The sequence below is a fragment of the Paenibacillus sp. FSL K6-1318 genome, assembly GCF_037976905.1.
Taxonomy (GTDB): Bacteria; Bacillota; Bacilli; order Paenibacillales; family Paenibacillaceae; genus Paenibacillus; species Paenibacillus amylolyticus_A.
Window position 1 is genome coordinate 5,935,777 of the sequence record NZ_CP150270.1, and the last position, 21,712, is coordinate 5,957,488.

At 47.8% G+C, this 21,712-nt stretch carries 14 protein-coding genes and 1 pseudogene; 4 read left to right on the forward strand and 11 right to left on the reverse strand.

What is annotated here, in order from left to right; genetic code table 11:
* Positions 1–29 precede the first annotated feature (29 nt).
* The 7 genes from NYE45_RS26620 to uvrB form a co-directional block, all read right to left on the reverse strand.
* Entirely contained in the window at positions 30–2,543 is a 2,514-nt protein-coding gene (locus NYE45_RS26620; RefSeq protein WP_340014590.1) for a DUF3656 domain-containing protein, read from the reverse strand.
* A 325-nt stretch (positions 2,544–2,868) separates the two neighbouring features.
* On the reverse strand, positions 2,869–4,764 hold the full coding sequence (locus NYE45_RS26625) for a stalk domain-containing protein (protein ID WP_340014591.1): 1,896 nt from the start codon (positions 4,762–4,764) through the stop codon (positions 2,869–2,871).
* Positions 4,765–4,810: 46 nt separating this feature from the next.
* Entirely contained in the window at positions 4,811–5,977 is a 1,167-nt protein-coding gene (locus tag NYE45_RS26630) for a trypsin-like peptidase domain-containing protein (RefSeq protein ID WP_340014592.1), read from the reverse strand.
* 276 nt (positions 5,978–6,253) lie between these two features.
* Complete coding sequence (locus NYE45_RS26635) at positions 6,254–6,466, reverse strand: hypothetical protein (protein ID WP_062837045.1); 213 nt, start codon at positions 6,464–6,466, stop codon at positions 6,254–6,256.
* A gap of 336 nt (positions 6,467–6,802) precedes the next feature.
* A complete protein-coding gene (gene uvrA, locus NYE45_RS26640) occupies positions 6,803–9,661 on the reverse strand; it encodes an excinuclease ABC subunit UvrA (RefSeq protein ID WP_340014593.1) in 2,859 nt (952 codons plus the stop codon).
* Positions 9,662–9,975: 314 nt separating this feature from the next.
* Positions 9,976–10,170: a hypothetical protein gene (locus NYE45_RS26645; protein ID WP_340014594.1), complete on the reverse strand. Its 195-nt coding sequence runs from the start codon at positions 10,168–10,170 to the stop codon at positions 9,976–9,978.
* A 224-nt stretch (positions 10,171–10,394) separates the two neighbouring features.
* Entirely contained in the window at positions 10,395–12,386 is a 1,992-nt protein-coding gene (uvrB, locus tag NYE45_RS26650) for an excinuclease ABC subunit UvrB (protein ID WP_340014595.1), read from the reverse strand.
* Positions 12,387–12,555: 169 nt separating this feature from the next.
* On the opposite strand from uvrB, the gene NYE45_RS26655 reads away from it, so the two are divergent.
* Positions 12,556–13,353, forward strand: a complete 798-nt coding sequence (locus NYE45_RS26655) for a flagellar motor protein (RefSeq protein WP_062837042.1) — start codon at positions 12,556–12,558, stop codon at positions 13,351–13,353.
* A complete protein-coding gene (locus tag NYE45_RS26660; RefSeq protein WP_340014596.1) occupies positions 13,337–14,161 on the forward strand; it encodes a flagellar motor protein MotB in 825 nt (274 codons plus the stop codon). Before NYE45_RS26655 ends, NYE45_RS26660 begins: the two co-directional genes overlap by 17 nt.
* 113 nt (positions 14,162–14,274) lie before the next feature.
* Here the strand turns inward: NYE45_RS26660 and NYE45_RS26665 are convergent.
* From NYE45_RS26665 to NYE45_RS26680, 4 genes and pseudogenes are all read right to left on the reverse strand, one after another.
* Positions 14,275–15,977: pseudogene (locus tag NYE45_RS26665) on the reverse strand (molecular chaperone HscC).
* Between the two features lie 247 nt (positions 15,978–16,224).
* Positions 16,225–17,403, reverse strand: coding sequence for an ABC transporter permease (locus NYE45_RS26670; protein WP_340014597.1), 1,179 nt, complete (start codon positions 17,401–17,403; stop codon positions 16,225–16,227).
* The gene (locus NYE45_RS26675; protein ID WP_340014598.1) at positions 17,396–18,592 is read right to left on the reverse strand and encodes an ABC transporter permease; all 1,197 of its coding nucleotides are present in this window, start codon (positions 18,590–18,592) and stop codon (positions 17,396–17,398) included. Before NYE45_RS26675 ends, NYE45_RS26670 begins: the two co-directional genes overlap by 8 nt.
* Before the next feature lie 12 nt (positions 18,593–18,604).
* A complete protein-coding gene (locus NYE45_RS26680) occupies positions 18,605–19,540 on the reverse strand; it encodes an ABC transporter ATP-binding protein (RefSeq protein WP_339170599.1) in 936 nt (311 codons plus the stop codon).
* 210 nt (positions 19,541–19,750) lie between these two features.
* On the opposite strand from NYE45_RS26680, the gene NYE45_RS26685 reads away from it, so the two are divergent.
* Together NYE45_RS26685 and NYE45_RS26690 are read left to right on the forward strand one after the other, a co-directional pair.
* On the forward strand, positions 19,751–20,962 hold the full coding sequence (locus tag NYE45_RS26685; protein WP_340014599.1) for a sensor histidine kinase: 1,212 nt from the start codon (positions 19,751–19,753) through the stop codon (positions 20,960–20,962).
* A 20-nt stretch (positions 20,963–20,982) separates the two neighbouring features.
* A complete protein-coding gene (locus NYE45_RS26690) occupies positions 20,983–21,672 on the forward strand; it encodes a response regulator transcription factor (protein WP_340014600.1) in 690 nt (229 codons plus the stop codon).
* The last annotated feature ends 40 nt before the right edge of the window (positions 21,673–21,712 follow it).

Here is a 21,712-nt window from a genome sequence, read left to right on the forward strand (position 1 = left end):
TGTAAATGTTGATGTAACACACAATCCGTTTATTTCACCAATTGACCACGTGTAACGCCCAGTTGGTTCGTTGCTTTTAGTGTTTTCCACACTTGTGTACCACTGATCTCACCGCGCAATGCACGGTTGTACAGATCAATGACTTCGCGTACCTGATCCGGTGTCTCTTCCAGGAACTCCACACGGTAACGGGATACACCCAGATCCATAAAGTTGGTCAGATACTCGGCACCTGACTGCTCCACTGCGTTGTATACCGTATTACGGCAACCTTCATCCACACGTACAGGGTGAGACATGCCGATCCGGTCTTGCAGGGATGCACGCTGTTCCTCACAAGGACGTCCACAGTTCGTGAAGTCCGTTCCTTCACTCATGAATGTACAGTACACACAGTGCTCCGTGTGGAACATCGGCAGATGCTGATGGATAACCACTTCGGTCTGACTTGTACGAGAGTGGCCCAGCAAATCAACCATTTGTTGAATGTTCAAGTCATAGGATGGGGTAATCCAGTCACATCCGGCTTCCAGGAACAATTCTACTGCTTTGTGATTGGCGATGTTCAATGAGAAGTCACCGATCAGTTCCGGGTGCTTCGCATCCGGGTTTTCCATCCGGTGACGAAGGTAGAAGTACAGTGCTCCTGTATTACGTACCAATACTGCATCCGGCTTCAGACGCAGGATGTTGTTATGATATCCGTTCTCCCCTGGCATATGAATACGCGGTGTTGCCAACGCGATCTTGCGACCAGCGGCATGCACAGCTTCCACGGCTGCCGGGAACTGCTTGATAAACTCGAAGTCGGCATAGATCATGCCGATTCCTGCTTCAATCGCTGCCTCCACTTGTGGTAGGCTGCGACAGAGCGCGGTCAGTTCTGCTTGACCGCGAGCGACTGGCGATGCTGGTTTAACCGAATCGCCGTACACATCTACCGCCCGCTTCACGTAGACGGGCGGTTTAGGACGCTCGCCCGCGAGTTGTTCTACCGCCTGACGGCGAATGTTATTCAACTCGCGCATTGGGATGATGACGTCACCGTGAAGGTTGACGTCCATTCCTTCCAACTGGAACACGGTGCCTCCCAGACGTCCGAACTGCTCTTCGAGCAATTCATGTGTCATTGGACGCTTCTGTGCGATGTCCAGTTCCATCTCGGAATCAATACGGACGGTCGTGCCCTTCTGCACATCTGTCCACCACGTGCTAAGCGGCTGCCCCGGGCTGCCGATAACTTTTACTTTCACTGGGAATACGCGGTACGGCTTCTCAGTCTCGAAACTTTGACGCAGACGTTTGTCCAACGCCGGGTCATTCGTTTTCCACACTTTGTCGCCAACTTTCACGCGACGCAGATCAACGTCACTGCGGCCTGGCACAACGTCAACGATCCAGCCCTCTTCGGCTTCGCCTTCGAGTTTTACGCCTTTGCGACGCACATCGTATACACGTCCGCCCTCTTCCTTCTGAGTCGGATCTCCGGCGTCAAATACAATCCCGTCTCCACGTTTCACAGGTGCATCCAGCTTCAGAACCACACCATCGCGCAATACTTGATCTACACGACCGAGGTAGACACCACGGCTTTTCGGGAATGTTCCATCCACCAGTTCTTTGTTGTTTGTACCGCTCAGGAAACCATGCGTAAATCCACGGGAGAAGCTCTGTTGTAATTCGCGAACTTCTTCCTTGCTTGGCGGCGTGTTATCTCCATCAAAATAACGGTCAATCGCTTTACGATATTTGCTTACTACGTTTGCTACGTATTCCGGCGTTTTGAGACGTCCTTCAATTTTAAAAGAAGTTACTCCTGCTTCGATCAGTTCCGGCATCAGATCAATCGCTGCCAGATCCTTCGGAGACAACAGATAGGCTACATCACCCATCGGTTTGTGCTCTCCATCCACCATCAGGTCGTATGGAAGACGACAAGCTTGTGCGCACTCCCCACGGTTGGCCGAACGTCCTCCCCACATTTCGGAAGTCAGACACTGCCCCGAGTAGGATACACACAGCGCACCATGAACAAATACTTCCATTGGAAGCTTCGCCTGCTCACCAATCTTCTGGATCTGCTTCAGGTTGTTCTCCCGTCCCAGAACGACACGTTCCATATCAAACGGCTTCGTAAACTCAACCGCTTCTGGTGACGTAATCGTCATCTGTGTTGAACCATGTATCGGGAAATCCGGCGAGATCTCGCGGATCATCTTCACCAAACCCAAGTCCTGAACAATTACAGCGTCCACGCCAGCATCGACACATGCATCAATCAGTTCTTTGGCATCCGTCAATTCATTTTCAAAAATCAATATATTAAAGGTCAAAAAACCTTTTACGCCATAACTGTGCAAAAACGCCATAATCTCCGGCAGCTCGTCCATGCGGAAATTGTTCGCCCGTGCCCGTGCATTAAACTTTTCGACTCCGAAGAAAATTGCATCTGCGCCATTGGCTACCGCCGAACGCATACAATCCCAGTCACCAGCGGGTGCCAGAAGTTCAACGTCTTCTCTTCGTATTGTTGCTGTTTTCATGTAGATCCTCCCCATAACCGGCTATCCGCCGGATTTCATCCCTATATCCTTAAATATCTGAACACGTCAAGCTAAACCTGTACCTAATCCGGTACACCTGCATTGTCACTGTATTGCTATATCTATACATTATGTCTGTATTGCCTGAACTCCAACCTTACAGTCATCCATATTCATCAGATCAGCAGTCATAACTCCTGAACTAGTATAGTGTACCACTTCTGCACCGACTCTTCTACGCTTTCCTGAAAAAACCGTTTACCATTTTCATTTCCAGCACGACAAAAAAACCGAAAGGTCCTTTGACCCTCCGGCTCCACTACAATTATTTAATAAATGTAAATGAGTTCACTGCTTTTTCCAAGGCGGCTGCCTGGACTTCTGTCTTATTGGCATCATTCAGACCACTTGTGATTGTATAGGTTGTTCCGTCCTTTTCAAACACGATCTGGCGACCCGCATATGGCACTCCCTTGTCCAGTTCATGATACGTAAAGGAAAATGCAGGCACACCCGCAAACGTCAGTTCCTCACTGCGAAGCAACTTGAAGTTCTTACGGGTTTTGGTCGCTTCCGCATAAGCTTCTCTCAGTTGACTTACCGTCATTTCGATCGACTTGTCTTCGCTCGCCGCAATGGAGAATTCTCCGCCGGTAAAGGTGTACACCACAGGTGAATATTCGAATCGATCACTATACGGCGTCCAGTAACGCGGAATATCCACACTGTATTTATAACGTTTGGACGTACGTGTAAGTGTCTTCGTTTTGTCTGTCAAATAAGGATCTTCATCCAGCTGACCGAAATTATCGGCAACCGTATCAAAATCAATCTCCACGCTCTTCATAATCCGTTCAAACCATGCCCGATCCGCAACCTGCTCCTCAGGGAACGTATACTCTGCATAATATCGATACCCATTCTTCTGCAAAAGAACATCGAACTCGGTCTGCCAACCCCCGCCAAAGTTATAACGGAATTCATTCACCTCGGCAGTCTCTCCCGAGATATCCATCGTATATGAGCCAATTGGCTCGTAACTCTCTGGTGTAAATGTCTCGCGCATCCACTTATCCAGTTGGCCGCTCCAATCTTTTACTGTTGTACCTGCCTTCGCCGAAGTAACACGCCATTGCAGATACGCACCATCCTTGGCTTCATAGATCATCTGATTGTTGTCCATTGACCATCCTGCAGGAATCTTCAATTCGATACCATAGTCATCATTCCACGCGGAGCGCATGCCATTATCTACGGTGGACAGATCCTTGATCGTTCGATCCGACTCTGCATAGGTTGGCTGGAATGAATTGAGCAGTGCCGCGCGTTTGCCCAGATCTTTATAATTCAGGGCTTCGTAATCCGCGAGGTACACATCATATTGACGGCCTTCGCTCCGATACTGGCGCATCTCCCACAACATGCCGTCTACATCTTTCACAATAATCCGTGCATGAGGCGTCTTGCCTTTTGACACCGCTTCACGATCCAGCACCGTATCTCCCGATTGCTTGGCCTCCTGCACGAGTTGCTGCAACAAATCATCCGAATCCAGAGCCACATCCTGGTCACTGACATACACTTCAAGATAATAACTGTTGTCCGCTGCGCCGAAAGTTATCATGCGCTCCTGCTCACCAGTCTGGAAGACCATGAGATCTGCCGGGTAGTTAATGGACCAACCGTAAAAGCTGTTACCGATTCTGGTTTTGCCTTCGTCCAAATGGGTACCATCCTCATCGTCCACCGAATCATCGGTTTGCAACAGACGAATCACCATTTCTCCCGAACTGTTTGGAGCAAGCGTCGCTCCGATACCGGCAGCAACCGGACGAAGTGGGACCATGAGTACGCCATTCACCATCTTGGGAGCGGCACCCATCTCATGTTTCACACCATCCACCCAAGCAATCGTACTGCCAATCGTTAGCGTGACCGTGTGCGGACCTTCCTTGATTTTGACGACATCATTTTTCTCCAATCGGATTTCGCTGCCAAATGCTTTCTTGAATACACCCACAGGCACCATCGTTACTCCCTTGACCTTGTACGGTTTGGCTATGGCCTGCTTATCGCCGTTAATGTAGGCGCTCGTGCTACCCGCTTTGACCCGCAGTTCACTCGTCGTCAGATCAGATGCCCATACAGGCAGTGCCGCGCCAATAGTCAGCATCCCGGTTAATACACCTGTGCTCAGCACACGTATCCATGACTTTTTCATTCCGTTCTTTCGTCCTCTCTCCATCCGGGTTGATTGCCGGGCTATATTATTCTTCATCTGCAAGGAACGCTTGATCTTCCTCGTCCTGGATGTCCGCACGATCAGCAAGCACTACCGTACGGGTGACGATATCACCATCCGTTTGCATCAAGAGCTTTACCTTTTGCCCAGGCAGATACTTTTTGAGCAACTCATTGATATCCACGACAGAGGACACACGTGTGCCTGCCACACTATAGATGACATCGCCCTCTTTGATTTTGGCTTTCTTCGCTTCAGGAGACAGTACGCCCGTAATCGTTAATGGGTCATCTGTAGGCAAGCCCACAATAGCAGACCAGCTTTCTTCCAGCTGTAACCCCAGACTTGCTCGTTTTATTTTTCCATATTTAAAAAACTGATCGATGATATATTGAACGGTATCCACCGGAATCGAAAATCCCAGGCTTTCTACGCCGACCGCAGAGAATTTCATGGAGTTAATACCGACCACTTCACCCTTCAGGTTGACCAGCGGTCCTCCGCTATTTCCTGGGTTAATGGCCGTGTCAGTCTGAATCAACCGGTAGGTCGCCTCAACACCACGATTCAAGCCGCTAATTACCCCTACCGTTGCTGAGTTGCGCAATGAAAAGGAAATCGGCGTACCTATAGCGATCACCGTCTCACCAACAGAGGTTTGTGAGGCTTTGGCGAAGCTCGCCGGTTTAAGTGATTTAGCATTGATTTTGATTAGCGCCAGATCACTTAGTGCATCACTGTATGTTTTCGTAATTTTGTATGTATTGCCATCCGTCGTTACGACCACCGGATTCTCTAATCCATCAACCACGTGAGCATTCGTCACGATCCATCCGTTGGAACGAATAATGACCCCTGTACCATGTGCAAGATTATAACGGTCGTCTGATGTTGCACCGTCCTGCACTTCGGTAGATTTCCCAATAATGCCTACGATCGAAGGAGACACTTTTTCAATCACTTTGGGAATGGCTTCACTTCCCTTGTACGTGTACGTTCCGGATTTGGCATCATATTGTCCACTTCCACCAAATGCCTTGACCAGATCCTTCGTGTTCACATAGACTTGACCATCTACTACTTTGGCTTGCATTGCCGTTTTGGATTCTGCCGCACCAGCCGTTGCCGCCACACTAATTGAGAGTACAGCAGCCATCAGTATGGCTATCCCCTTTTTACCCATCACACTCATTATCTCACCTGACCCTCTCTATACATCCTTCTTGCGCGACTCGACATCGGATTCATCGCTGAATCTATTCTCTCTTTCTCTCATCTGCAATTCCGGTATCCTTCAATGTATCATACAAAATCTGGATATACAATTGTTTTAAGTCCCTATTTTGGTAGAGAAGATAGAATCCTCTTCAATCCTTCAAACTAAATGAAAAAAACACCCTCCATGTCTCTCTGGAAAGTGTTCGTCTGTACCTCTTTTGCTTACATTCCATCCACTTCAGTAGCATTCCTACTGAGCAAACCAACCGGTTATCATCGCATAATCTGTCATTAGAAATACCAGTAGGCTGACTATTGCAAACCCAATCGCAAACAGATTCTTCTTCGGTGCCCGAAGCAGGCGAACGACTCCGATAAAAATCAGGATCGTAAATAAGATGACAAAAATATCAAATGCATTAAAATTCGATGTACTCGCCGTGGCAGCTTCTGCAAACAGCATGGATAGACAGACCTCCTCACCATAGTTGAACAGCTAACGCATACCCTAATATCTTCCTCTATGTTATCTGTACCCTGCTTGTAATGCAAGACCTATCATCCATAAAAATGAAAAAAATCCAATTTGGTCGAATATTCCTTCAACGCTTGTCCCTACACATATGTAAACACTTTCACGAAAACATTATAAGTCTGAGGAAGGCTCTACATACTCCAAAATTAAAACCCTTCCTGTCGGAAGCAGAACACATCAGATCGTAGTCCAATGCCTCACACTTTTCGAAAAGAAGGGCCTATTCACTATCGTTTATTGTTCAATAATCTCGACTACAAGGACTTAGTCCACCAATTGAAGCGCCTTGCTCCGCTCGGTATCCCGCTCCAGAACCGGCCTCAAGTACTTGCCTGTATAGGAAGCTTCCACTTTAATAATATCCTCAGGTGTTCCAGTTGCAACAATGGTTCCTCCACCGCTACCGCCTTCTGGACCCAGATCGACAACATAGTCTGCCGTTTTGATCACATCCAGGTTATGCTCGATCACTAGCACCGATTCCCCAGAATCAACCAGACGGTGCAATACGTTCAGCAAACGATCGATATCATCGACATGCAAACCGGTTGTCGGCTCATCGAGAATGTAGATCGTTTTCCCCGTACTGCGGCGATACAGCTCGGAAGCAAGTTTCACCCGCTGGGCTTCACCACCAGACAATGTAGTTGCAGGCTGTCCCAGATTAATATAACCCAGACCCACATCCATCAGTGTCTGCATTTTGCGATGGATCTTCGGAATGTTCTCGAAGAACTGGGTTGCATCTTCAACCGTCATTTCCAACACATCGGAAATGTTTCTGTTTTTATATTTCACTTCAAGCGTTTCCCGGTTGTATCGTTTGCCTTTGCAGACTTCACAAGGGACATAAACGTCCGGTAAGAAGTGCATCTCGATCTTGATAATGCCGTCTCCACGGCAGGCTTCACAACGTCCACCTTTGATGTTAAAGCTGAACCGGCCTTTCTTGTATCCACGTACTTTGGCTTCGTTCGTCTGAGCAAACAAATCACGGATATCATCAAAGACACCTGTGTACGTAGCCGGGTTGGAACGAGGTGTCCGCCCGATTGGCGACTGGTCAATATCGATAACTTTATCGATATGTTCCAGACCACGAATTTCTTTATGCTGACCTGGACGTACCCGAGCACGGTTCAGATCACGTGCCAGCGTTTTGTACAGGATCTCATTGATCAATGTGGATTTACCTGAACCGGACACACCTGTTACCGCAGTAAACACACCTACAGGAATCTTCACATTCAGATTCTTTAGGTTATTTTCTTTGGCTCCGCGCACTTCCAACCAACGGTCTCCTACACTTCTACGTTCTGTACGAATAGGAATGAATTTGCGCCCACTCAGATATTGACCGGTTAAGGAGTTCTCATCATTCATGATCTCTTCCGGTGTACCCTGTGACATGATGGTACCTCCATGGATACCTGCACCAGGGCCAATATCAATAATATAGTCGGCAGCCATCATCGTATCCTCATCATGTTCAACCACAATCAACGTGTTACCAATATCCCGCATATGCGCAAGCGTTGAGATCAGACGGTCATTATCCCGTTGATGCAATCCGATACTTGGCTCATCCAGAATATACAGTACACCCATCAGGCTGGAACCAATCTGTGTGGCCAGTCTGATCCGCTGAGCTTCCCCACCGGACAACGTTCCGGCAGCACGACTCAGTGTAAGGTAATCCAGACCTACGTTCACCAGGAAACCAAGACGGCTGTTGATCTCTTTCAAAATCAGCTTGGCAATCGTCTGCTCTTTCTCCGTCAATTCCAATGTATCGAAGAATCGGCCAGCTTCACCAATGGACAAACTAGTCACATACGCCATGTTGTGATCATTAATCGTAACCGCGAGACTTTCCCGTTTCAGACGCTGACCTTTACACGTACCACAAGGCTTCGCACTCATGTAACCTTCAATGAATTCACGGATACCTTCAGATGCCGTATCACGGTAACGACGCTCCAGGTTATTGACGATACCTTCAAAGGTAACCAGTGCTTCCTTGCGTTGTCCAAAATCATTTTCATACCGGAAACGGATTTTCTCCGTACCTGTACCCTGTAACAACTTGTTCATCTGTTCAGCCGGCAGTTCTTCGACAGGCACATTCTGCGGAATGTTGAAGTGTTCACATACTGACTTGAGGAACTGCGGATAATAGGTCGATGTTCCACCTGTCCAAGCATCAAAAGCACCGTCTTCAATCGTCTTGCTGCGATCCGGTACGAGCAGATCAGGGTCAACGATCATTTTGACACCCAATCCATCACAATCCGGGCAAGCTCCGAAAGGACTGTTGAATGAGAACATCCGTGGTGCAAGTTCTTCAATACTGAATCCGCACACCGGACAGGCAAAGTTGGAACTGAAGCGCAGCTCTTCTTCACCCATAATGTCCACCAGGAGTTGTCCTCCGGATAGATTCAGTGCTGTTTCAATAGAGTCGGCCAGACGCGCCTGTACATCATCTTTAACGACAATCCGGTCAACAACGACTTCAATCGTATGCTTCTTGTTTTTCTCCAATTGAATATCTTCTGACAAGTCACGCAGTTCCCCGTTCACCCGTACACGAACAAAGCCCTGCTTGGACACATCCGCAAATACACTTTTGTGCTCGCCCTTACGGCCAGAGATAATAGGTGCCAGAATCTGCAACCGGGTACGCTCTGGGTATTGCATAATGCGGTCAACCATTTGTTCTACGGTCTGGGAACTGATCTCTACCCCGTGGTCTGGACAATGTGGATGACCCACACGTGCAAATAACAGACGCAGATAATCATAGATTTCGGTCACGGTTCCCACCGTGGAACGCGGGTTACGACTTGTTGTTTTCTGATCTATTGAAATGGCAGGAGACAATCCTTCGATGGAATCCACGTCCGGTTTCTCCATCTGTCCGAGAAACTGCCGTGCATAGGCTGACAATGATTCTACATAACGTCGCTGTCCTTCGGCATAGATGGTGTCAAAAGCCAGCGAGGACTTGCCTGATCCACTCAGACCGGTCAATACAACAAAGCGGTCACGCGGGATGGTAATATCGATATTTTTCAGGTTATGCGCTCGTGCGCCTTTAATGACAATGTTATCGCTCGCCAATAGTATTCATCCTCTCAAATTTACTAATCCAAACCTTACCTTTCGATCCCTCCCAAACCCTCCCTTCCAAGGGAGGGCCCCATAGGGCGCAGCCCTCTGGACACCCGAAACAAACGGTGCAACGGTGAGGGGTCGGGTCGTGCTATGTGAAGGGTGGTCGTGTGCCCGCGGCTCCGTATAAGGTTCCGGCCAATTGCCGGAACCTTATACGGCCGCTCTACTGCGAGGGGACGCTCTCAGCTTCGCCACGTTCGCGGCAAGGTCGCCATTGCCTTCGGCTCGGCTCCGAGGTCAACACCGGGGCGCTCTCAGCTTCACCACGTTCGCGACAAGGTCGCCATTGCCTTTGGCTCGGCTCCAAGTTCAACACCAGGACGCTCTCGGCTTCGCCACGTTCGCGACAAGGTCGCCATTGCCTTTGGCTCGGCTCCAAGTTCAACACCAGGACGCTCTCGGCTTCGCCACGTTCGCGACAGGTCGCCATTGCCTCGGCTCGGCTCCGAGGTCAACACCGGGCGCTCTTGGCTCTCAGGGGGACACGACTCCCAAATGCTTTCCTATAAACCTTTTAACCAATTTCAACTTTTCTATCAGTATAGACCTGATTTCAAGATTTCAACATCTCTTATTATCGGTAGATATAGATGATTTCCTTACTCAACAAGAGAACGGCCAATTGGCCGTTCTCTTGTTACAAATCCATCTTTACTGAAGCATATGAATGAGCAGTATCTTATTCAGCGCGAAGTTCCAACAACGCATCGCGAAGCTCGGCAGCACGCTCAAACTGCAGGTTTTTGGCTGCATCTTTCATCTCTACCTCTAGGCGCTGAATAAGTGCCTGGCGATCTTTCTTCGACATCTTCTCGGCTGCGCCTGTGAGATAGTCTTTCTTAGATTCGGCAACTTTGGTTGCCTCAATCACATCACGCACTTTTTTGCGGATCGTCTGTGGTGTAATGCCATGTTTCTCGTTGTATTCGATCTGAATCGCACGACGACGTTCTGTTTCCTTAATCGCCTTGTCCATCGAATCAGTCACTTTGTCACCGTATAGAATGACGCGACCCTCGCTGTTCCGTGCTGCACGACCAATCGTTTGGATCAGTGAGCGTTCGGAACGCAGGAATCCTTCTTTATCAGCATCCAATATGGCTACGAGAGATACTTCGGGCAGATCGAGACCTTCCCGGAGCAAGTTGATTCCGATTAGAACATGGAAAACGCCCAGCCTTAGATCACGTAAAATCGCCATCCGTTCCAACGTTTTGATCTCGGAGTGCAGGTAACGAACCTTAATTCCAATCTCCTTGAGATAATCTGTCAGGTCCTCGGACATCTTCTTCGTTAATGTTGTGATCAACACACGCTCGTCTTTGGCAATCCGGTCGTTAATCTCACCGATCAAGTCATCGATCTGTCCCTTCGTTGGACGCAGTTCAATAATTGGATCAAGTAGTCCGGTTGGACGAATAATCTGTTGCACCATCGTATCCGTATGCTCAATCTCATAAGGACCTGGTGTGGCCGATACATAGATAATCTGATCCATCTTGCCTTCGAACTCGTCGAATTTGAGTGGACGATTATCCAGCGCTGACGGCAGACGGAAACCATGTTCAACCAATACCGTCTTCCGCGCTTGGTCACCATTGTACATCGCACGGATCTGTGGCAGCGTCACATGAGACTCATCGACCACAATCAACATGTCATCCGGGAAGTAATCCATCAGTGTGTAGGGCGTATCACCGCGTTCGCGGAAAGTCAGCGGACCGGAATAGTTCTCAATCCCTGAACAGAATCCGACTTCCTTCATCATCTCGATATCGTATCGTGTGCGCTGCTCCAGTCGCTGAGCCTCCAGCAATTTCCCCTGCTCACGCAACACTTCAAGACGCTCCTCCAGTTCACGCTCAATGTTCACCAGCGCAACCTTCATCGTCTCTTCTTGTGTTACGAAGTGAGACGCCGGGAAGATGGCAATATGTTCACGTTCGCCAATCAGTTCTCCGGTTAACACGTCAATCTCCGTAATTTTTTCGATCTCATCACCGAACAATTCAACCCGAATCGCATGTTCGCCCTTAGAGGCAGGGAAAATCTCAACTACATCCCCACGGACACGGAATGTTCCGCGCACAAAGTTAATATCGTTCCGTTGATACTGAATCTCTACCAGACGGGACAAAATCTGATTGCGTGGTTTCTCCATGCCTACCCGAAGTGAGAGCAACATGCTTGAATACGAGTGCGGTGAACCCAAACCATAAATGCAGGAAACACTCGCTACTATGATGACGTCCCTGCGCTCAAACAATGAACTTGTCGCTGCGTGCCGCAGTTTGTCGATCTCTTCATTAATACTTGAATCCTTCTCGATATACGTATCGGAGGACGGGATATATGCTTCTGGCTGAAAGTAATCATAATAACTGACGAAATACTCAACCATGTTATTAGGGAAAAAATCTTTGAACTCACTTGCAAGTTGCGCTGCCAACGTCTTGTTGTGCGCAATAATCAGCGTCGGACGTTGCAGCTGAGCAATCGTCTGGGCAATCGTAAATGTCTTACCCGTACCCGTTGCACCCAGCAGTGTCTGATACCTTTTCCCCTCCTGAACACCCTTCACCAGTTCTTTAATGGCTGCAGGCTGATCACCTTGGGGAGAAAACTCTGACTCGATCTCGAACGTTTTGTCGCTCATTATAATATCGCTCATTGCCGTATCTCACCCTATCGTCTAAAATAATAGTCACTATATATTGTCGAAGTTCCCCGAATTTTCATATGGGAAAACTTATAGTAATAGGAATATTTGTTCCCGTTTAATTATACCTCGTTCGTTTTAGTGATGCAAACGTGAAATGAAGATAGGAGTGGGTTAATTTATGGATATTGCGACACTTATCGGTATTATTGCCGGAATTGCCGCAGTCATTAGCGGTTTTTTGTGGGAAGGCGGTCAATTGTCCGGTCTCCTGCAAAAAACGGCTGCTTTAATTGTATTCGGTGGAACGATTGCTGCTGTGGTTGCCAGTTTCCCAGCGCATCGTCTGCGTACGATTCCTGCTGCCCTGCGTATGGCTTTTGGACGCAACAATAATGAATCAGGCTTGTGGGTTGAAGAACTGGTCGAGATGTCTTCGATCGCGCGCCGCTCAGGTGTACTTGCATTGGAACGTAAGGTTATGGATCATCCGCATCCATTTTTGCAAGATGGTATTCAGATGGTTGTCGATGGTACGGATCAGGATGTGGTTCGCCAGATCCTGGAGATGGAAATTGACTCAATTGAACAAAAACATGAGGGATATGCCAAAATATTTGAATCCGCTGGTGGTTATGCCCCAACCATGGGGATCATCGGAACCGTGATGGGACTTATTCAGGTCCTTGGCAGTTTGACCGATCCCACAGGACTCGGACCTGCCATTGCTGTTGCCTTTACCGCAACCCTGTATGGGGTCGCCAGTGCCAATCTTATCTTTTTGCCCATTGCCTCCAAGATCAAATCCAGAGGTGCCGACGAAGTGCAGACCATGGAAATGCTTCTGGAAGGTGTACTTGCCATTCAGAACGGTGAGAATCCCCAGCTTGTACGCAAAAGACTGGAGTCCTTCACCCTCACGCATCGTCAACACATACGCCCCCTAGCAAAGGAGGGATTGGATGAGTCGGCGCAGTAAAAGGCGCGGAAAACGTGAAACTGTCGATCATCGGGATCGCTGGATGATTACTTATGCCGATCTCATTACCCTGCTTTTGATCTTTTTTGTCATCATGTACGCCATGAGCAATCTGGATTCCGGTAAATATGACGTCGTTACTCAATCCTTACAAAATACATTCAACGCGTCCGACTCTGTACTTGAGCTTGGTGAAGGACTCGGTGAGAAACCCGGACAGGCGATTACAGAGACCCCACCATCCGAGGTTCAGGGTGAAGGAACGCCTTCCGATTCCGGGACTGCCACGCCAGAAGATGACGACAAGCCTCTCACAGAGCGGGAAGAGCAATTCAGATCACAGGAACAGGAACTGCAAAATCTGTTCAATGTGATTACCCAATATATCGAGGATAATAAACTGGAAAATCAGATTTTTGTTGCGGACAAGCCACAGGGCCTATCCATTACCCTAAGTGATCGTTTCCTTTTTGACCAGGGACAGGCCGCTCTAAAGGATGGTGCAGCACCAACGCTCAGTAAGCTTGCCAGCCTGTTCCGTGATCTGAACACCGTTGTCAGCATTGAGGGTCACACCGATAATATTCCTGTGGGGGCAAACTCAGCCTATACAGATAACTGGCAACTTTCAGGTGAACGCGCACTGTCTGTATTACGATTCTTTCTGGATACAGAGAAGCTCAACCCTGACGGTTTCCAGTATGCCGGGTATGCGGATACTCGCCCAACGGGTGACAATACCACACCTGCTGGAAGACAAAAGAACCGTCGAGTGGAAATTACTGTCTTGCGTCAGCTCCAACCTTAATTTTCACAGTTAAAACTGCTTCCATGTTTTCTCATCATTTAAAACATTAAAAAGCACGATCTCTCTGTTCCTCTTCGAACAAGACCGTGCTTTTCGTTATGATGTTACACTTCTCACCATAATCGCTGACTATTTTCAATTCGATCCAACGTCTCCTTCAATTTTTCTGCCTCCTTCTTAATTTCACGATGGTCTTGCTGTTTTAACTTCTGTTCAAACTCCAACATGGCATCCAGGATCACTAAACGTTGCTCCGCCAAAGTTTCTTCGTACAAGCGTTCTCCACGCGCCAAGAGATGCCGGTTCTCCATGCGTTCACGAGGATGCACTTTGATAGACTCCAACTCTTTGAAACGTTGGGCAATCTCTTCTTGGGACAGACCGCTTTCTTTCTCTTCTATGATAGCCACTTTCTTCTCACCCGTATCCACGGAAGATACCTCCACTTCCAATATGCCGTTAATATCGTAGGTGAAGCGAACATCTATAGCCTGTTCGCCCTCCGGTGCAGATGGCACATTAATAGTCAATTCACCAAGTTTAATATTGTTTTCAACTAGGCGACTTTCCCCTTGATAAACATCAACAGAAATTTCAGTTTGATGGTCCCTTGACGTGTAATAACGTTTAACCCTGCTTACCGGAACAACCGTATTCCGTTCAATGATTGGGTCAAAAATACCTGATTCATATCGACCGTTGCCTAAGGATTTTAACACCGAAGTCCCCAACGTATATGGACTTACATCCGTCAGAATAACCTCTTCCACGTCAGCATGGCGAGCTTTCATAGCAGCTTGAATTCCCACGCCAATAGCGATAGCTTCATCCGGATGCAAGTAATTTGCTGGTAGTCTGCTAAACAGTTTGCCCGTAAACGAATAGATTACAGGCATGCGCGTTGCTCCTCCGACAAGAATGACAGCATCCAATTCATTGAGTTGCACGGCGGCATCACGCAGCGCACGTTCCACGGGCTTTTGCAACCTAGCAAGTAGCGGTTTCGCTAACTGTTCAAATTGTGCACGCTCAATGCTCATCTCTTTCACGCCATCTTCAAGTGTCAAGGTCATCGTTCCTTCACGCCCTTCACTTAATGCCTGCTTGCATAGCTCTGCCTGCTTCCAAAGCGCCATCTGTGCCTTGTCAGACATATCATTCTGCTGAATTTGGTGATGATTCAAGAACCAATGCGTAATCAGTTCAGTAAAATCCTCTCCTCCCAGAAAGTTATCCCCTGCTACTGATTTCACTTCCATAATGCCGTCAAACAGCTCCAGGATGGATACATCGAAGGTTCCCCCTCCAAGGTCAAAAACAAGGAATTTTGTCTCTGGTTTCTGTTGATGCAAGCCATACGCAATGGCTGCAGCGGTTGGTTCACTGAGCAGTCGCTCAACTTTCATTCCTGCCAGTTGTCCAGCACGTTTGGTAGCTTTTCGCTGAGTATCACTAAAATATGCCGGAACACTAATGACAGCTTCTGTGACTTCAACACCTAATAGGCTTCAGCATCAGCTTTCAAAGATTTCAAAACAAAAGCTGACAACTCTTCAGGCAAAAATTGATATGTACCCAAACTAAACGTTCTGCTTGTTCCCATGTACCTTTTAAATACAGATGCAGTATTTGATGGATGCGTGATCAACCGCTCTTTGGCGACCTCGCCTACTACTATCTCTCCATTGTCATCCACACTTACCACTGAGGGTGTCAATCGATTCCCAAGGGCATTCGGGATAATAACGGATTCCCCATTGACCCAGCATGATACCAAACTATTCGTTGTTCCAAGATCTATTCCTATAATTGTCATAAAGCTTCTACCCTTCTTTCTGTTTAACATCTAAACTATTAACATCTACATTTACATAGAAAAACCTCATGCCTTGTTATGTGCTGGCTGCAACATATCATACGTGACAAATTGTAACCTGTCCAGTTCAGTTCCAGACTAACAACTCTCATAGTTCGATAGCAACAGACATATGTATACCTCCCCACTAATATCAAAGAAACCGAATGCAAATGTGCGTTCGGTTTCTTCAGAATTCAGCATTACCTTATGCATCCACACCCGGTTGACTGGGACGCAGAATCGCAGAACCAACCGTCAACAAAATGGCAGCCATTCCGAACAATATTAATAGTGGCAGTGTAATATCCGATAACGTACCGCCAGCGGAGATCGTTTCTACCGCCTGAATCGCCCATTTCTGTGGGACAAAGTTGGCGAGCTTCTGCATATAATCAGGCATCAACGAGATCGGCCAGAAACAACCACCTATCATACAAGTTGGCATAATGACGAGTGAATTCAGCATGTTCGCATTTTTGGGATTACGGATTAATCCTGCAACCGTACTCGCAATCCCCATCGAGACCAGCATGAATGCCGCCAAGATCATGAAATGAATTCCAAAAGGGATACCCGCATCATAATGCAGCAGCCACCTGCTGACTCCCAAAACCAGAACAATCTGAATCATGCCAATGACAAAGCTGCCCAGGAAATTGCCAAGCGCAATCTCATATGCGCGTACGGGTGCCGTATATACTCTAGCCATCGTGCGTTTCCTGCGATCTTCCATAATCACAGCAACTGCACTGGTCAGCAGGCCCATCATAAACATGATTGTAAATCCAGTCACATTGTTCAGGCCTGACTTGGGATAGATCTGCAGATCTGTGCCTTCACCAGAAACCTGTTGCTTTCCTATCTCCTCTAATAACAGTTCAAACGACTTCTGTGTGCTCTCCACTATGTCAGTCTCACTTGAGACTCGACCTGCCGCTACCTTAACAGCTGAAGCAGATTGTTGCAGGCCGCTAGTCAAACCTTCAACAGCCGCTCGTAGTGTATAGGAACCTTCACTTATGCGCAGTTCTACCAGTTGAATTTCGGTGGCCTTACCCTGAAACAGATCCTCCGTATAACGTGCCGGAATGATGATGCCAGAACTTCCTTTTTGCTGAGCAATAGCTTCCTTCACTTCTGCTTCATTGTTCATTGGCTTGAGCAGATACTCCTCTTTGCCAGCAAGTTCATTAATCATCCATGTCCCTGCTACCCCTGTATCCTCATTGACGTAGGGAATGACAGTCCGTGTACTCTGCTCACTTCCAAAAAGGGCAACCGCTCCCGTAACCACCAGGCAAGGCAGAAACAGAAACGTAATGAAGCCCATTTTACGGCCAAGTGTACGTCTGATCATCAACCAGGCGATGTGTAGACTATTCATATCGGTATCCTGCCTTTCTATAGATCAATCCTGAGATGAACAACAATACAACGCATACCACGCCTAACATTAGAATGCTGTACACAATCTCTCCTACAGGTGCATCCAGCATCATTCTCAGAAAACTCTGGAGCGCCCAGTGATTAACCGTAAATCCGCTAATCCGTTGTACGAAATCAATCGGAATGGGCATGAATCCACCGCTGATGAATGTCATGATAACGATGATACCTTGTATGGAAGCACTGGCCGAAGCCGTGCTTTTGCATACCAATGCTACGATCACGCCAAGCGTCATGGATGCCAATGTGATGAACACACAAGTCAGCACGATATACCAAGGATGCGTTCCCCAATCCACACCGTAGAGCCAATATGTCATAAGGATAATCGTCGTTGCTTGCAAGAAAGCGAGCAGACTATTTCCTGCAATTTTGCCAGCGAAAATAACTCCATTGCCTATAGGCGCAGCCTGAAGGCGAATTAACGTTTTGTTATCACGCTCTCCAAAAAGGCTGGTGCTGGTTGTCATGCCTGAGTACAACATGAACATCGCCAGCATGGATGCTGCATAGTATTGGGAGGCACTATACGCCGTACCTGTCTTACCGGGATTAATGACAGCAATGGAGGTGGAATTAGCCGCACCAGACTCCGAATAAGCGGCCATGGCAGCAATCACTTCCGGACCGAGCACTTTGGTAATCGCCATCTGTCGGTTCAATTCATCCGTAAAACGTGTGAATAAAGTTTCACCCAACGTATTAAGTGTGTTGTCCTTTCCTCGAATCCACTGTAACCGGGCCTTTTTCCCCATCATCACGTTCTGTTCAAAATCCGAAGGAATCATTACGGCAAAGTCCAACTTGCTGGTACGCAGCGAATAGACAGCCTCTTCTTCTGTTGTAAAGTACTGAACTTTAACCATCTCCGCTACCACTGGAGAGTTCACGAATGTATCCAGCGCTTGATTAAGCGTATCTGGTCCTCCGCCTGATTCGGAATTCATATGGATTATCCCCACACGTACTGTATCCGGAATAACATCATCCGCCGTACCCATCGTACTGGAAAGGGCCGTGCCCAATATGAAAATCAATAATAATGGCAGAATGAACAGGTTCAACACTACAGATCGAATCTTAAGAATACGTCTCAATTCAAAGATGCAAATATGCCATATATTCATCTCTCGCTCCCCCTAATCCCGAAGCGTACGCCCGGTCAGATTGAGGAACAACGTTTCCAGATCCGGCTCTTCCACCTTGAGCGACTGAATGGATATTTCATGTTTGCTGCAAATGAAAAGCAGATCCTGGAGATCCTGCTGTGCCGAAGGCAGCGTAATGGTCAGTGTATTCTCTGAAACGTCTACCATCCGGACGCGGGGGTGAAGTTTCAGTTCTTCCACGACGTCAGGACCGATACCGGAAGTGGAGAGTACTACTTTTTCCTCCGATGCTACCCGTTCTCTCAGCTCTGCTTCAGTCCCACAGGCAATGATTCGTCCCTGATCCATAATCGCAACCCGGTGACTAATCGCAGCAACTTCCTCCATGTAATGACTTGTATATATGATCGTTGAACCCATCTTATTGAGTGTGCGTACCGATTCAAGGATATGATTCCGAGATTGCGGATCAATGCCAACTGTCGGTTCATCCATAATAATCAGATCCGGGCGATGTGTAATCGCACATGCGATGTTTAACCTGCGTTTCATACCGCCGGAGAAGGTTGCGGGAGCATCCTTTGCTTTATCCTGTAACCCTACAAATTCAAGGGATTCCTGTACCCTCTCCTTAAGCAATTTTCCACGCAGTCCATACAGTCTGGCAAAAAAAGTAACATTCTCCGCTGCAGTCATCGTTTCATATAAAGCCAGATCCTGCGGAACCAGTCCGATCTTGCGCTTTACTTCAAGCGGTCGCTCCTTGACCGATATCCCGTCTAATCTGATTTCGCCCTGATCCATATTCAGGAGCCCTGCAATCATGCTGATGGTGGTACTTTTTCCTGCTCCATTGGGACCGAGCAATCCAAAAATTTCGCCTTTTCCAACACTAAGGTTCAAATGATCCACGGACAGCCTGCTGCCGTATCGTTTCACAACATGATCCACTTCAAGTATCCCCATCCCTTTTTCGCCCCTCTTCCGTTTCGGCTTTCGCCGCTGGATTTCATAATTTTATTGTAACGGATCGTAATCTGTAGCGAAGGTACGAAAAGTCATGAATCGAAGGTGACTTAAGTCATCTCCTGATTCGAATGCTGCTTATGGTATAATCAAGGGCGCATTACCGAGAGATTTTCTACTCCACTTTTATATAAAGGATGTCACAACCATATGCCGATGCGGTTTCTGCAATACGGATTAATTATCGTTCCAGCAGTGCTGTACCTGTTGATGCTACCCTTGGAAAACGACGCCGTCTATACCCTGTATATCATCATCGCGCTTGGTCTCTCCGTGTGGAAAGATTTCACCCGTTCAAGTGCACAGCAATGGCTGTTGCTTCTGGCCGAAATACTCTGGAGCTGTTGGCTGATTGCTTCGTATGGACCATTCATGTTATTCCTTTCTCTATCCGTGCTATACGTGTATATGTACAGACTGGAGGGGAGCCGGCGGTGGCTGATGTTTGGAAGTCAGCTTGTGGTAAGCAATATTGCATTGCATTGGCATTATTCTGACCCACAGGCGTGGCAGCCAGGGTTAACTGCACTGTATACAAACGCCACTGCTCTATTCTCCGCAGAGACAACAGCGATGGTTCTTGGCAACCTGTTTGTGCTCATCACAGCGGCTCTGTCCTGGCAGGGATCAAGAACGGCCAGCAGCCGCGGACAACTGGAACAAGTCTACGACGAGCTTCGCAGCAAACATTACGAGCTACAAGAAGCGCGTGCGCAACTGCTGTTATTTACAAAGCAACTTGAAGGAGCGGCTCAGGCAGAGGAACGTACCCGCATCTCAAGACAGCTTCATGACGATATCGGCCATCGACTTATTCGCACCAAAATGATGTCGGAAGCCGCCCTGTTGACCCTCCCCCGAGATCAGGAAAAGGGAACAGAAATGGTGAGACAGATTCGTGATCAATTGGCCACCAGTATGGATGATATGCGCAGCACACTGCACAAACTGCAGCCGGATTCTTATGTATCCAATGCCTACGCACTGGATCGCCTCCTTGAGGAAGTGGGCAGAGATACTGGCGTGAAGACACATTATGAAGTTCATGGCCCATCCCATGTGCTGTATCCCAGCATACAAATCGTTTTGTACAAAAATGTCAAAGAAGCCGTAACGAATGCACTGCGGCATGGAAATGCCTCTTCAATCTCAGTGGAGTTGGTGTTCGGGGATCAGAAAGTCTGTATGAGCGTAAGTAATGATGGCAGTATCAATCCCCATTCGACTAAGGGAAATGGCATAGGACAGGAAGGCATGCGTCTGCGCACACAAATGGTGGGAGGAGCCTTGGAGATCCAATCGGCTTATCCGTATACGGTGATTACACGCATTCCAATAACGAACAAAGTTGATATACTCTGAAAAAGGAAGTGAATGTTCTCATGTCCGAACGGAATGATGTGAACCAAAAGAGTGATGCAGCCCACCCTCCACTTATCCAACTGATTCTTGTGGACGATGATTACTTCATTCGTGAGAGCCTTAAAGTACTACTCGAACTGGGCTCCGGCATTCGCGTTACAGGCACAGCCTCCAATGGACAGGAAGCGCTGGAATTGCTTGAAGCAGGAACGCCTGCGGACGTGGTGTTGATGGATATTCGGATGCCGGAATGTGACGGAGTCGAAGGCACACAACTTATCAAGGTACGTTTTCCTGAAATCCAGGTGCTCATGCTGACTACGTTTGACGACGATGAGTATATTATTCAGGCATTACAGAATGGGGCAAGCGGTTATTTGCTCAAAAACGTCCCGCCTGAGCGGATCATTCAAGGCATCAAGACCGTACATAACGGCGATATGTTAATTCATCCGGATATTGCTCGCAAGCTAACAGGACTTCTTCGTCCTGCTACGACTCCCCTGACACAGAATCCAATCGAAGCCTATGGACTGACACGTATGGAGCTGGCGGTTGCCGAGGCCATATCGGAGGGGCTATCCAATAAGGAAATTGCCGCCAAACTGTTCCTCAGTGAAGGCACCGTCAAAAACTACGTCACGGATATTCTCGGCAAGTTGAGCTTGCGTGATCGGACTCAAATCGCCATCTTTATGTTAAAAAAATAACAAAAAAAGGTATTTCCCTTGCCTGCGACGGCGCTCGGAA

What these genes read in the sequence shown, in the direction of transcription:
- NYE45_RS26625 (WP_340014591.1), bottom strand. Translation starts at nt 4,764, where the DNA reads ATGAAAAAGTCATGGATACGTGTGCTGAGCACAGGTGTATTAACCGGG.
- NYE45_RS26670 (WP_340014597.1), bottom strand. Translation starts at nt 17,403, where the DNA reads ATGAATAGTCTACACATCGCCTGGTTGATGATCAGACGTACACTTGGC.
- NYE45_RS26630 (WP_340014592.1), bottom strand. Translation starts at nt 5,977, where the DNA reads ATGAGTGTGATGGGTAAAAAGGGGATAGCCATACTGATGGCTGCTGTA.
- NYE45_RS26685 (WP_340014599.1), top strand. Translation starts at nt 19,751, where the DNA reads ATGCCGATGCGGTTTCTGCAATACGGATTAATTATCGTTCCAGCAGTG.
- NYE45_RS26635 (WP_062837045.1), bottom strand. Translation starts at nt 6,466, where the DNA reads ATGCTGTTTGCAGAAGCTGCCACGGCGAGTACATCGAATTTTAATGCA.
- NYE45_RS26690 (WP_340014600.1), top strand. Translation starts at nt 20,983, where the DNA reads ATGTCCGAACGGAATGATGTGAACCAAAAGAGTGATGCAGCCCACCCT.
- NYE45_RS26655 (WP_062837042.1), top strand. Translation starts at nt 12,556, where the DNA reads ATGGATATTGCGACACTTATCGGTATTATTGCCGGAATTGCCGCAGTC.
- uvrB (WP_340014595.1), bottom strand. Translation starts at nt 12,386, where the DNA reads ATGAGCGATATTATAATGAGCGACAAAACGTTCGAGATCGAGTCAGAG.
- NYE45_RS26675 (WP_340014598.1), bottom strand. Translation starts at nt 18,592, where the DNA reads ATGAATATATGGCATATTTGCATCTTTGAATTGAGACGTATTCTTAAG.
- NYE45_RS26620 (WP_340014590.1), bottom strand. Translation starts at nt 2,543, where the DNA reads ATGAAAACAGCAACAATACGAAGAGAAGACGTTGAACTTCTGGCACCC.
- NYE45_RS26680 (WP_339170599.1), bottom strand. Translation starts at nt 19,540, where the DNA reads ATGGGGATACTTGAAGTGGATCATGTTGTGAAACGATACGGCAGCAGG.
- NYE45_RS26660 (WP_340014596.1), top strand. Translation starts at nt 13,337, where the DNA reads ATGAGTCGGCGCAGTAAAAGGCGCGGAAAACGTGAAACTGTCGATCAT.